Below are 12,322 nucleotides of genomic sequence, written 5' to 3'. Positions count from 1 at the left end.
ATGGCAGAGCTGAAGATCACTCAGGTCAAGGGCACCATCGGTACCAAGAAGAACCAGCGTGACAGCCTGCGGACCCTCGGACTGAAGGGCATCCGCCAGACCGTCACCCGCGAGGACACGCCGATCAACCGCGGCCTCATCAACGCGGTTCGTCACCTCGTGACAGTCGAAGAGGTTTAAGCAATGACCATCAAACTCCATCACCTTCGCCCCGCACCGGGGTCGAAGACCGACAAGACCCGTGTGGGTCGCGGTGAGGGGTCCAAGGGTAAGACCGCGGGCCGCGGCACCAAGGGCACCAAGGCGCGCAAGAACGTGCCGGCCGGTTTCGAGGGTGGCCAGATGCCGATCCACATGCGGCTGCCGAAGCTCAAGGGCTTCACCAACCGCAACCGGATCGAGTACCAGGTCGTCAACGTCGGCGACATCGCGCGCCTCTTCCCGCAGGGCGGCACCATCGGCGTCGACGAGCTCGTCGCAGCCGGCGCGGTGCGCAAGAACAAGTTGGTGAAGGTGCTCGGCGACGGTGACCTGTCGGTCAAGGTCGACATCACCGCCGACAAGTTCACCGCCTCCGCCAAGGAGAAGATCGCCGCTGCCGGAGGCAGCGTCACCGAACTCTGACGGAACAAACCCGCGGTCGGGCGGCAGCAGAGCTGCCGCCCGACCGGGGCGTTTCGGCGTCACTGTTAGAGTTTCAGACGTTGTCTGCCGCATCCGCACAGATCGCCGCATCCCGAACATTGTCGACTGCCGAGCACACGGGGGATCGGGTCGCCACCGACCCGGAACACAGACCTCGCGTGGTCGTTCCTAGGAGGAGTTAGTGCTTTCCCCCCTCTTCGCGGCCATACGGACGCCGGACCTGAGGAAGAAGATCCTCTTCGTTCTCGGCATCATCGTCCTGTATCGCCTCGGCGCGACCGTGCCGTCGCCCGGTGTGGACTACCAGGCCGTGCGGGCATGTCTGGACGAGGTCTCGGCCGGTGAGTCCAGCTCGGTCTACTCCCTGATCAACCTGTTCTCCGGCGGCGCGCTCCTGCAGCTGTCGGTGTTCGCGATCGGCATCATGCCGTACATCACGGCATCCATCATCGTCCAGCTGCTCACGGTGGTCATCCCACGGTTCGAGCAGCTGCGCAAGGAAGGCCAGGCCGGACAGGCCAAGATGACGCAGTACACGCGTTATCTCGCCGTGGCCCTGGCCCTCCTGCAATCGACCGGCATCGTCGCCCTCGCCGACCGCGGTCAGCTCCTCCCGCAGTCCTGTGCGACCAGCGGTGAGGTCCTCAACGACTCGAGCATCTTCGGTCTCGCGATCATCGTGCTCGTCATGACCGCCGGCGCCTGTGTCGTCATGTGGTTCGGCGAGCTCATCACCGAGCGTGGCATCGGCAACGGCATGTCGCTGCTGATCTTCGCCGGTATCGCCGCCCGTATCCCGGCCGAGGGTCGCACCATCCTGAACACCCGCGGCGGGCTCGTCTTCGCGCTGGTGTGTGTCGCCGCGCTGATCATCGTGGCCGGCGTCGTCTTCATCGAGCAGGGCCAGCGCCGCATCCCGGTGCAGTACGCCAAGCGCATGGTCGGCCGCAAGATGTACGGCGGGTCGTCGACCTACCTGCCGCTCAAGGTGAACCAGGCCGGCGTCATCCCGGTCATCTTCGCCTCGTCGCTGCTGTATCTGCCGCAGCTGATCGTCGAACTCACGCGCAGCACCGACGGCACACAGTCGACCTGGCAGGAATACGTCACCAAGTACCTGACCGATCCCAGCAACGGGGTCTACATCGCGGTCTACTTCCTGATGATCATCTTCTTCACGTACTTCTACGTGGCGGTGACGTTCAATCCGGAGGAACGCGCCGACGAGATGAAGAAGTACGGTGGCTTCATCCCAGGCATCCGGCCGGGCGCCCCGACCGCGGAGTACCTGGGCTACGTGCTCAGCCGCATCACTCTGCCGGGCTCGATCTACCTCGGTATCATCGCGGTGCTGCCGAACCTGTTCCTCGAGATCGGTAACAGCGGCAACGTCCAGAACCTGCCATTTGGGGGCACGGCCGTGTTGATCATGGTCGGTGTGGGTCTGGACACGATGAAACAGATCAACAGTCAATTGATGCAACGCAAGTACGAAGGATTCCTCAAGTGAGACTCGTTATTCTCGGCCCCCCCGGCGCAGGTAAAGGCACCCAGGCGGAATTGCTGAGCGAAGCCCTCGGCATCCCGCACATCTCCACCGGTGACCTGTTCCGCGCCAACATCTCCCAGGGCACCCCGGTCGGCATCGAGGCCAAGAAGTACCTCGACGCAGGCAACCTGGTCCCGTCCGAGATCACCGTCGACATGGTCCGTGCGCGCGTGAGCGAGCCGGATGCGACCAAGGGCTTCATCCTCGACGGGTTCCCGCGTTCGACCGAGCAGGCCGACGCGCTCAAGGAGATCCTGGCCGGCCTCGACGCCTCGCTCGACGCCGTGCTGTCCTTCGTCGTCGACACCGACGTCGTCGTGGAGCGCATGCTGGCCCGTGGTCGCGCCGACGACACCGAAGAGGTCATCCGCAACCGGATGGACGTCTACACCAAGGAGACCTCGCCCCTGCTCGCCTACTACGGCGATCAGGTCAAGACCATCGACGCGGTGGGCGACATCCAGGATGTCCACCAGCGTGTGCTGAGCGCCCTCGGCGCCGGCGTCTCCTGACATCGGTCACGACTGCGTCCGCTCATGGGCTTTCGTAAACGCAAACGCGTCCCGTTCCGCTCCGCCGGGGAACTCGACGCGATGGCGGCGGCGGGCGCGGTCGTCGGTGCGGCTCTGGTGGCCGTCCGCGCGGCGTCGAAGCCAGGGGTCACCACCCTCGACCTCGACGAGGTCGCCGAGTCCGTCATCCGCGAGGCCGGCGCCGTGCCGTCCTTCAAGGGCTACCACGGCTTCCCGGGATCGATCTGCAGTTCGGTGAACGAGGTCGTGGTCCACGGAATCCCGTCGGCCGATGTCGTTCTCGCCGACGGTGATCTGGTGTCCATCGACTGTGGTGCGGTCCTCGACGGCTGGCACGGTGACTCGGCCTGGACCTTCGGTGTCGGAGAGCTGTCGCAAGCCGATGCGGACCTGTCCGAGGCCACCCGGCTCTCGATGGAGGCCGGTATCGCCGCCATGGTCGACGGCGCGCGCCTGACCGACATCTCCCATGCGATCGAACTCGGTACCCGCGCCGCCGAGGAGAAGTTCAGCCGTCCCTTCGGCATCGTCGACGGGTACGGCGGTCACGGCATCGGCCGGGAGATGCACATGGACCCGTTCCTCGCGAACGAGGGCGCGCCGGGCAAGGGCCCGCTGCTGGTGATCGGGTCGACGCTCGCGATCGAGCCGATGCTGACTCTCGGCACCGTGGACACCACTGTCCTCGAGGACGACTGGACGGTCGTCACCGACGACGGATCCCGCGCCGCCCACTGGGAACACACGGTCGCGGTGACCGCCGACGGTCCGCGGATTCTGACGCCTCGCCCCGAATGAGGTTCTCGCCCTCTGGGTGTTGAACGCCGCCATCGGTCCGCCGCTGTCGGCGTCCCGCAGTGCTGACTGGCCGGGGTTCACGGCGTGGGCGGTTGCCCTCCGGCAGCAAACGCCATGGCTCGCCCAACGTCTCGGGCTCGGGCCGCCCGGACAGCCGACGCACGGTCCAGTTGTGCGCCGGAATCGCCCGGAGCGCATCGAATACGGGACATTGCCGAACAAGGAGGCACCGCGGGGCAGCGCGCCGTCGTACGGTTGACCATGCACTTCGACGTGTCGTGGTCCTCTGCTGTCCGCCGGTTGCCGTTCACCGCCGCGCTCGCCATCGCGCTTGCGGTCGTCGGGGTGGCGACCGGGTCGCTCTGGAGCCGGGCGAACGACAAGGCCTGGTATCACGAGGTGGCCTTCGGTCTGCCCGCTCTGCGTGAGGGCAAGTGGTGGACGCCGATCAGCTCCGCCTTCGTCGAACCCGGCCCGTGGCTGTACGTCCTCGCGTTCGTGGTCGTGATCGTCGGAATGGGTTGGGCCGAGTGGCAACTGGGCACCGTGAAGGCGATCCTGGTCGGCGTCGGCGGCCACCTCGTCGCCGGCTTCCTGACGGTCGGTCTGCTGTGGCTGTTGTCGACCGAGGTCACCTCCTGGCGGTGGGCCGAGGAGCTGGCCGATTCGCGGGGGACCGGTGTCGGCGCCCTGGTCGTGTCCGCGGTCGCGGTGGCCTCGGCGACCGTCCGGTCACCGTGGCGCCTGCGCGTGCGTGTGCTGATGGGTGCGGTCGTCGCCATCGCCTTCCTGTTCCAGGGGACGCTCGCCTCCGTCGAATACGTTCTCGCAGCGGTCATCATGCTGGTGATCGGGGCGGGGAAAGCGCTGGGCCTGGTGGGTCGCGGTCGTGATCGGCGCAGTGAACGTCGTCGCGACGGTGTTGACCGTCGTGCTCGTCATCTTCACCGACGTCTCCACCGAGGGTGCGGTGACACTGGGAACCACATTGCTGTGGGCGTTGTTGCTCGCCATCCTGATCCCCGGCCGGTTTGCGTTCGCCGTCCCGTGGCGGGTGCGGCATGTGGGCGCGGGAGATGACCCCGACGCCGACCCGGTCGACCGGGTCAAGGCGCTCCTGCGTGAACACGGCGGCGGCACGATGTCGTGGATGACGACCTGGCCTGGCAACTCCTATCAGTTCACCGGCAGTGCGGATGATTCCGCCGGGCAGTCGGTGGTCACCTACCAGAACCACGTCGGGACCCTTCTGGCACTGGCAGATCCGGTGTGCGCACCGGAGCGGGGCAAGGCGGCGGTCGACGCCTTCATCGAGCTCGCGGAGCGATCCGGTGCCACGCCGTGCTGGTTCTCCATCGGGTCGTCGACATCGGAGATCGTCACCGAACGCGGCTGGCTCAGCGTGCAGATCGCGGAGGACACGATCGTCGACCTGCCCGGCCTCGAGTTCAAGGGCAAGCCGTGGCAACACGTGCGGTCGGCGATGAACAAGGCCACCAAGCAGGACATCTCGATGAAGATGGTGACGCTCGCCGACGAGTCCTTCGCCGTGCGTACCCAGGTCCGCGCCATCTCCGAGGAATGGGTGGGGGACAAGGGCTTACCGGAGATGGGTTTCACGCTCGGCAGTGTGGAGGAGGCGATGGATCCCGCGGTGCGGGTCGCCCTCGCCGTCGATCCGGACGGCAACGTCCACGGTGTGCTGTCGTGGCTCCCGGTGTACGGGCCCGGCGGCGGGGTTGCGGGTTGGACCCTCGACATCATGCGGCGCCGGACCGACGGTTTCGGTCCCGTCGTCGAGTACCTCATCGCCTCCTCGGCTGTCGCGTTCAAAGACGAGGGCGCACAGTTCATCTCGCTGTCGGGTGCGCCGCTGGCCCGGACCGGGGATTTCGATCCCGAGCCGCTCGACAAACTGCTCGACGCGCTCGGCGCAGCGCTCGAACCCTACTACGGTTTCCGGTCGTTGCACACGTTCAAGAAGAAGTTCAATCCGCGCTACGAGCCCGTGTACCTGGCTGTTCGCGACGAAGGTGATCTTCCCCGCATCGGTCTCGCGATCTCGCGCGCCTATCTGCCCGACGCCACCGCCGGGCAGTTGCTCAAGCTCGCGGCGGCCGGCAAGGAGGCGTAGGCCGCCCGGCAACCGGTACGCTCGACCTGGACGACCGTACCGGTTGTGACACCCACCGGACACCCAGTTGTCACCGGATCGCCCCCGACTGGTTCGCGGGATGTCCGAATCGATCTGAATACTCCCCCGGATGCCCGCGGTCACCGAACGAGCCCTTCCCCAAGTAGACGGGACAAAGGGCTGCCCGACCGGCGGCGCCGGCCTCGCCATCCCGGCGAAGATCTCCGATGAGCGGAAGGTGAACGCGCTCAGGTTCATCGACTTCTTCACCAACACCGCGAACACCGCGTACTTCTCGCAGAACGTCGGTTACATGCCGGTGCGGACCGGGGCGGCCGACGACCCGTCGATGAAGAAGTTCCTGGCCGAGAACCCGAACTTCAAGACCGCCATCGAGCAGATGCCGAACACCAAGTCGCAGGATTACGCCCGGGTGTTCCTGCCCGGCGCCGACAAGGTGATCGGCACCGGCTACGAGCAGATCGGTCTGCGCAACGCCGATGTCACCAAGACCCTCGGCGATGTGCAGCAGCAGCTGCAGCGGATCTACGACGGACAGATCAAGTCCAAGCTGCCGAACTGATCACGCACCCCGCAACCATCTCCTAACAGCAAGACACAGGGCAGGATTCGATAGTTTCATGGCTTCAGTGACCTTCGACGCGGCGACCCGTCGGTTCGCCGACGACCTACCACCCGCGGTGGATTCGCTCGATCTCGACGTCGCCGACGGCGAGTTCATGGTGCTCGTCGGCCCGTCGGGTTGCGGTAAGTCGACCAGCCTCCGGATGGTCGCGGGCCTGGAGTCGGTGGAATCGGGGGCCATCCTGATCGACGGCGTCGACGTCGTCGGGATGGCCCCCAGGGCGCGCGACGTCGCAATGGTGTTCCAGAACTATGCGCTGTACCCGAACATGACGGTCGCCGACAACATGGGCTTTGCCCTCCGCAATGCCGGTATGAGCAAGCCGGACACCGGCAAGCGTGTGGCCGAAGTCGCCGAAATGCTCGACATCGCACATCTTCTCGACCGGAAGCCCGCCAAACTGTCGGGGGGACAACGGCAGCGGGTGGCGATGGGACGTGCGATCGTCCGGCGTCCCAAGATCTTCTGCATGGACGAGCCGTTGTTCAACCTCGACGCGAAGCTGCGAGTCAGCACCCGCGCGCAGATCGCCGCGATGCAGCGGGAACTGGGTGTCTCAATGCTGTACGTGACACACGACCAGATCGAGGCGATGACCATGGGGCACCGGGTGGCCGTCCTCGACCATGGTGTGTTGCAGCAGGTGGGCACTCCGCGGGAGATCTACTCGAGGCCGTCGAATCTGTTCGTCGCATCGTTCATGGGGTCGCCGCAGATGTGTCTGATCAACGGCCGTATCGACGCCGGTGTCGTGCGTCTGGGCGCGGCACACCTACCGGTGCCCGACTCCGTTCTCGCCGCTGCGACGTCCGCGGAGGTGGTCGTCGGACTCCGCGCCGAATCGTGGACGGTCTCGACCGTCTCGCACGACGGGGCGCTGCGCGGGACGGTTGATCTGGTCGAGGAACTCGGTGCCGAACAGTTCGTCTACTGCAGTGCCGATGTCCCGCTGCGGAACAGCCGTATCGTCGTTCGCGTCGACCATCGACGCACCATCGATGTCGGTGACGTGGTCGGTCTGGTGCCGGAGCCCTCCGAGACCTACTGGTTCGACCCGGTCACCGGTGCCGCACTCGACGATCCGCTGCGCCACGACCTCAACTCGTGACGGTCCCGGCGTGTTCGTCGACGGCGACGACCCGGTCCGGCCGCGTGTAGACCACCATCGACTCGCCGCGGGAGAACCCGATCAGGGTGATGCCGAGTTCGTCGGCGAGGTCGGCGGCAAGCGAGGACGGCGCCGACACCGCGCTCAGCATCGGGATGCCCGCCATCGCGGCCTTCTGCACCAGTTCGAAGCTCGCCCGGCCGGAAACCTGGAGGACGGTGCCGGTCAACGGGAGTCGGTCGGCGAGGACCGCCCAGCCGACGACCTTGTCGACGGCGTTGTGCCGGCCCACGTCCTCGCGGACGACGAGCAGTTCGCCGTCGGCGTCGAAGAGCGCCGCCGCGTGGAGCCCGCCGGTCTTGTCGAAGACGTCCTGTTCGACGCGTAGACGGTCGGGGAGACCCAGCAGCGTGTCGACGTCGACGGTCAAGGTGTCGGCTGCCGGGTCGTGGGCCGACGCGGTGTGGACGGACTCGATGCTGTCCTTGCCGCAGACACCACAGGCACTGGTCATGGTGTTGTGACGGACGACGCCGGGTGCGGGCGGCGGAACGTGGGCGGCCAGCGAGACGTCGACGACGTTGTAGGTGTTCGCGCCGGTGGAGTCGGTACCCGCGCAGTACCGCGCGGTGGCGTAGTCGCGGCCGGCGATGATGAGACCCTCGGAGACGAGGTATCCGGCCACGAGTTCGAAATCGTGGCCGGGGGTACGCATGGTGACGCTCAGCTGTCGACCGCCCACGCGGATCTCCAGCGGTTCCTCGACGGCGAGGGTGTCGGCACGCTGCGTCGGGGCCGCATCGCGTCGGATGCGGGTGACGCGGCGTCGTGCGGTTATTCGTCCCACGGTTCGACCCTAGCCGTCAGACGTCGAGGATCAGGGTGACCGGTCCGTCGTTGACCAGGCTCACCTGCATGTTCGCTCCGAACCGGCCGGTGGCGACGGTTGCCCCGGCGGCGCGCAGGGCGTCGGCGACCGCGTCGACCAGCGGTTCGGCCACCGGGCCCGGCGCCGCGGCGTTCCAGGACGGGCGTCGTCCCTTGGCGGTGTTGGCGTACAGGGTGAACTGGCTGATGACCAGGATCGGGGCGTCGATGTCGGCGGCGGCCTTCTCGGGGCCCTCGTCGCCGTTGAAGATCCGCAGACGCCAGATCTTGTCGGCCAGTTTCGCTGCGTGGTCGGGGGTGTCGTCGTGGGTGGCGCCGACGAGCGCGACCAGGCCCGAACCGCCGGCCGGGATGTCGAGTTCACCGACGACCTCGCCGTCGACGCTCACGCGGGCTTGACTGACTCGCTGGATGACGGCTCGCACCGGTCCAGGATGCCAGGCGCGCGTGGCTCTTTCGCGCCAGGGGAGACCCGGAGAGCTAGTTGATCTCGATGTCCCCGTCGAACTCGTACGGGGTGGCCCCGGGATTGCATCCACGGAAGGAGTGGGTGGGTGCCGGGCCGTTCACCCCGACCGTGTTCTCATCGCCCTTGCGTACGGTGATCTGCACCGCGAGCGCGTCCCTCAGCGGAGCGGGGACGAGGTTGGGCTCGGTGCCGGTGATCGGGTAGACCAGCGACGCCGTGTTGCCCTCGGTGTAGATGCATGTGATCGGTCCCTTGACCTTGAACGGGAGGGGATTGTCGTCGTCGCCGGCCAGCAGTGTCGCGACGTAGGTTCCGGTGGTCTTACCCTCCGCGTCGGTGGTGCCCTCGGCCTTGATCTCGAGGATCTCGAGGTCCGGCGCGATCTCGAGTTCGCCGGAGATCTTCAGCGACTTGGTCTCGGCGGCGTCGGCCGGTGCGGCGACCCCCAGGGTCGCAATCACTGCGGCCGCGGCCATCCCGGTGGCGGTGAGTACGCGTACTCGAATACCCGTCATGACAATCTCCTTCGATCGACCCCGTTCTGGTCCTCCCGACCCGCCTCACCGTAAGAGCGTGTTTCGGCGACGATGGGGAGTTGTCACCCAGTCGTTGCCGTTCTGTGCCGAGAATTCTCCGCGCACCGGGCAATTCGGACGCGTCTCACCGCGAACGTGCTCAGTTGAGCGCGAAGGTCACCGTGACCGTGAAGGTCAACTCCTGTTCGCCGGGCTCGATGGGGACGGGTGCGGCGGCGACGTCGCGCTCGAAGGTGCCGGGGGAGGCGGGCTGCTCCTGGCCACTGGTCGTCTCCTTGATGGTCAGCACCTTGCCGAGTGAATCGTCGGCGAGCGAGGCGTACTGCTCGGCGCGGCCGCGGGCGTCGTCGAACGCTGCCTTTCGGGCCTGCTCGAGGAGTTCCGAATCGTCGTCGATGGCGAATGCGACGTTGCTGATCCGGGTGTTGTCGCCGCCTACGGTCGCCGCGGCGCTCAGGACCGTGGACGCCTTGGAGATGTCGCGGATGGTGACCCGGATCGAGTTGGTCGCCACGTAGCCGCTGATCTGGCTGGAACCGCCGGGGACCGGACTGGCGTACTGCGGACTCACCGACACCTGCTGGGTGGCCACGTCCTTGCGATCCACGCCGGCGTCGACCACAGCGTCGGCGACCGCGCGGATCTTCTCGCTCGTCTCGTTCAGTGCGGTGGTCACGTCGCCGGCCGTGGACTCGACGCCGATGTCGGCTCGCAGGGTGTCCGGGGCGCCGCTGACCTGACCGGACCCGACGACGGTGACCGAGCGTTGTTGGTCGACGGCACCGTCGCTACCGCACGCGGTCAGTGCCAGCGCGGCCGCGAGGGCCGCCACGAATCCGACTCGACGGATGCCCATGCTCATCGTCCTCATCGATCGACCGGGTCCCGCATCAGCAGCGCGAGTAGCCAGCCCACGACCGAGACGACGATCGCGCCGAAGATCGCCGACCAGAAGAAGTCGTCGACCTCGAGACCCCAGTGCGTGGTGTTGCGGGTGATCCACGCGGTGATCTCCAACATCAACGCATTGATCACGATGTGGATGAGCCCCAGCGTCAGGATGTAGAAGGGGATCGAGATGATCTGCACGATCGGCTTCACGAAGGCGTTGAGGACGCCGAAGATCACGGCCACGACCAGCGCGATCCCGATCTTCTCGGCCGTCGTCGACCCGCCGACGAACTCGATGCCCGGGACGATCAGCGTCGCCACCCACAACGCCACCGCGGTGCACACGGTGCGGACCAGAAATGCCAGCATGCGCAACAGTCTGCCGGTACGGTCGTGCCGAAATCGTGGTCTCGTGTCCGAACCACGTGGATTGCCGGAGTGGATCGGCACGCATTTGGACTGTTCTCGCAGTTCGCGTAACATAGAACGTCGGTGCGTCTCGCGTGCCGGTGTCTGCGTGTCCCCACGCTGGTCCGGCAATCGCTCGCACCGGGTGCAGGTCCTCGCGGACCGGTGCCCACACCCTAACGGACAAACACTGATTCAACCGGGCCAACGACGCAGCACCACCCGGGTGTCGCGGAAACGGCCAGGATCGCGGAGGACATGGCGAAGAAAGACGGGGCCATCGAGGTCGAGGGTCGAGTGATCGAACCCCTGCCCAATGCGATGTTTCGTATTGAGCTGGAAAACGGACACAAGGTTCTCGCCCACATCAGCGGCAAGATGCGGCAGCACTACATCCGCATCCTGCCCGAGGACCGGGTCGTCGTGGAACTTTCGCCCTACGACCTGGCTCGTGGGCGGATTGTGTACCGCTACAAGTAAGACTTTCCCGGCACCGCCGGGAGAAGACTTCCCCGACATCCGTCTGGGAGGAGACCGACACCCACGTGTACGGCCGCGTTTCGGCGTGCGCGCGGGCGAGCCGAGCAGGAGAGATTGACGTGAAGGTTCAGCCGAGCGTCAAGCCGATCTGCGAGAAGTGCAAGGTGATCCGCCGCAACGGTCGGGTCATGGTGATCTGCGAGAACCTGCGTCACAAGCAGCGTCAGGGCTGATCACGCGCACCCTCCGGGTCGCTTGAGTCAAAACAACTGAAAAACGACAACTGAACATCAGAAGACCTCTCAGCACCAGCGGCGACAGACGAGTCACCGCCTACCTCCGGATCAGAGGCCGGAGCCCGCGAGGCCGAACACACGGTTCGGCACCAGCTCACGGGACGGACTGGGAGAAGACCTCTGGAAACCGAAAAGGAAATCCGCCACATGGCACGTGTTGCTGGTGTGGATCTCCCCCGCGAAAAGCGGCTGGAGATCGCACTGACCTACATCTACGGAGTTGGGCGCACCACCTCCAAGGAGATCCTCGCGGGAACGGGCCTCAGCCCCGACCTCCGTGCGAAGGACCTCACTGACGCAGACGTCTCGAAGCTGCGTGAGTACATCGAAGCCTCGGTGAAGGTCGAGGGTGACCTGCGTCGCGAGGTGCAGGCCGATATCCGTCGCAAGATCGAGATCGGCTGCTACCAGGGTCTGCGCCACCGTCGTGGCCTGCCCGTCCGTGGACAGCGCACCAAGACCAATGCCCGCACTCGCAAGGGCCCGAAGAAGACCATCGCCGGGAAGAAGAAGTAATGCCTCCGAAGTCACGTAGCGCAGGCCCCAAGAAGGGCACCCGCCGTCGCGATAAGAAGAACGTCCCGCACGGCCACGCACACATCAAGTCGACGTTCAACAACACCATCGTGTCGATCAGCGACCCCAGCGGAAACATCATCAGCTGGGCGTCGTCGGGCCACGTCGGTTTCAAGGGCTCGCGCAAGAGCACCCCGTTCGCGGCTCAGCTCGCGGCCGAGAACGCTGCGCGCAAGGCCCAGGAACACGGCGTCAAGAAGGTCGACGTGTTCGTCAAGGGACCGGGCTCGGGTCGTGAGACCGCCATCCGCTCCCTGCAGGCAGCCGGCCTCGAGGTCGGCACCATTTCCGATGTCACCCCGCAGCCGCACAACGGTTGCCGTCCGCCCAAGCGGCGTCGGGTCTAGCGGGAAAGGGAGGAACAG

General features: G+C 66.2%; 15 protein-coding genes and 2 pseudogenes. 12 read left to right on the top strand and 5 right to left on the bottom strand.

What is annotated here, in order from left to right; all coding sequences use genetic code 11:
- The 8 genes and pseudogenes from rpmD to IHQ52_RS21545 all read left to right on the top strand — a co-directional run bounded on the left by rpmD (position 1) and on the right by IHQ52_RS21545 (position 7,413).
- A complete protein-coding gene (gene rpmD / locus IHQ52_RS21580) occupies positions 1 to 180 on the top strand; it encodes a 50S ribosomal protein L30 (protein ID WP_005197622.1) in 180 nt (59 codons plus the stop codon).
- A gap of 3 nt (positions 181 to 183) precedes the next feature.
- Positions 184 to 624, top strand: coding sequence for a 50S ribosomal protein L15 (gene rplO, locus IHQ52_RS21575; protein ID WP_004023566.1), 441 nt, complete (start codon positions 184 to 186; stop codon positions 622 to 624).
- A 202-nt stretch (positions 625 to 826) separates the two neighbouring features.
- On the top strand, positions 827 to 2,155 hold the full coding sequence (gene secY / locus IHQ52_RS21570) for a preprotein translocase subunit SecY (RefSeq protein ID WP_006434613.1): 1,329 nt from the start codon (positions 827 to 829) through the stop codon (positions 2,153 to 2,155).
- Entirely contained in the window at positions 2,152 to 2,706 is a 555-nt protein-coding gene (locus IHQ52_RS21565) for an adenylate kinase (protein ID WP_006434612.1), read from the top strand. The genes secY and IHQ52_RS21565 overlap by 4 nt, the downstream gene beginning before the upstream one ends.
- Before the next feature lie 24 nt (positions 2,707 to 2,730).
- A complete protein-coding gene (gene map / locus IHQ52_RS21560; protein ID WP_006434611.1) occupies positions 2,731 to 3,525 on the top strand; it encodes a type I methionyl aminopeptidase in 795 nt (264 codons plus the stop codon).
- Between the two features lie 261 nt (positions 3,526 to 3,786).
- Positions 3,787 to 5,659: pseudogene (locus tag IHQ52_RS21555) on the top strand (bifunctional lysylphosphatidylglycerol flippase/synthetase MprF).
- A 154-nt stretch (positions 5,660 to 5,813) separates the two neighbouring features.
- A pseudogene (locus tag IHQ52_RS21550) lies at positions 5,814 to 6,242 on the top strand (extracellular solute-binding protein); the annotation flags it as partial.
- A gap of 58 nt (positions 6,243 to 6,300) precedes the next feature.
- Complete coding sequence (locus IHQ52_RS21545; RefSeq protein WP_096274498.1) at positions 6,301 to 7,413, top strand: ABC transporter ATP-binding protein; 1,113 nt, start codon at positions 6,301 to 6,303, stop codon at positions 7,411 to 7,413.
- Here IHQ52_RS21545 and fdhD read toward each other — a convergent pair.
- The 5 genes from fdhD to IHQ52_RS21520 all read right to left on the bottom strand — a co-directional run bounded on the left by fdhD (position 7,403) and on the right by IHQ52_RS21520 (position 10,566).
- Entirely contained in the window at positions 7,403 to 8,260 is an 858-nt protein-coding gene (gene fdhD / locus IHQ52_RS21540; RefSeq protein ID WP_006434607.1) for a formate dehydrogenase accessory sulfurtransferase FdhD, read from the bottom strand. The genes IHQ52_RS21545 and fdhD overlap by 11 nt on opposite strands.
- 16 nt (positions 8,261 to 8,276) lie before the next feature.
- Entirely contained in the window at positions 8,277 to 8,726 is a 450-nt protein-coding gene (dtd, locus tag IHQ52_RS21535; RefSeq protein WP_096274496.1) for a D-aminoacyl-tRNA deacylase, read from the bottom strand.
- Positions 8,727 to 8,781: 55 nt separating this feature from the next.
- The gene (locus IHQ52_RS21530; protein WP_096274494.1) at positions 8,782 to 9,285 is read right to left on the bottom strand and encodes a hypothetical protein; all 504 of its coding nucleotides are present in this window, start codon (positions 9,283 to 9,285) and stop codon (positions 8,782 to 8,784) included.
- A gap of 160 nt (positions 9,286 to 9,445) precedes the next feature.
- Entirely contained in the window at positions 9,446 to 10,162 is a 717-nt protein-coding gene (locus IHQ52_RS21525) for an SIMPL domain-containing protein (protein ID WP_006434604.1), read from the bottom strand.
- 11 nt (positions 10,163 to 10,173) lie between these two features.
- Entirely contained in the window at positions 10,174 to 10,566 is a 393-nt protein-coding gene (locus IHQ52_RS21520) for a phage holin family protein (protein ID WP_006434603.1), read from the bottom strand.
- Between the two features lie 297 nt (positions 10,567 to 10,863).
- On the opposite strand from IHQ52_RS21520, the gene infA reads away from it, so the two are divergent.
- The 4 genes from infA to rpsK all read left to right on the top strand — a co-directional run bounded on the left by infA (position 10,864) and on the right by rpsK (position 12,304).
- A complete protein-coding gene (infA, locus tag IHQ52_RS21515) occupies positions 10,864 to 11,085 on the top strand; it encodes a translation initiation factor IF-1 (RefSeq protein WP_004023539.1) in 222 nt (73 codons plus the stop codon).
- A 119-nt stretch (positions 11,086 to 11,204) separates the two neighbouring features.
- Positions 11,205 to 11,318, top strand: coding sequence for a 50S ribosomal protein L36 (gene rpmJ / locus IHQ52_RS21510; protein WP_005207978.1), 114 nt, complete (start codon positions 11,205 to 11,207; stop codon positions 11,316 to 11,318).
- 210 nt (positions 11,319 to 11,528) lie between these two features.
- Complete coding sequence (gene rpsM / locus IHQ52_RS21505; protein ID WP_006360180.1) at positions 11,529 to 11,897, top strand: 30S ribosomal protein S13; 369 nt, start codon at positions 11,529 to 11,531, stop codon at positions 11,895 to 11,897.
- Positions 11,897 to 12,304, top strand: a complete 408-nt coding sequence (gene rpsK / locus IHQ52_RS21500; protein WP_004023536.1) for a 30S ribosomal protein S11 — start codon at positions 11,897 to 11,899, stop codon at positions 12,302 to 12,304. The genes rpsM and rpsK overlap by 1 nt, the downstream gene beginning before the upstream one ends.
- The last annotated feature ends 18 nt before the right edge of the window (positions 12,305 to 12,322 follow it).

Source organism: Gordonia amicalis (genome assembly GCF_022059885.1).
Lineage (GTDB): Bacteria > Actinomycetota > Actinomycetes > Mycobacteriales > Mycobacteriaceae > Gordonia > Gordonia amicalis.
This window is presented reverse-complemented; position numbering and strand designations above follow the sequence as displayed.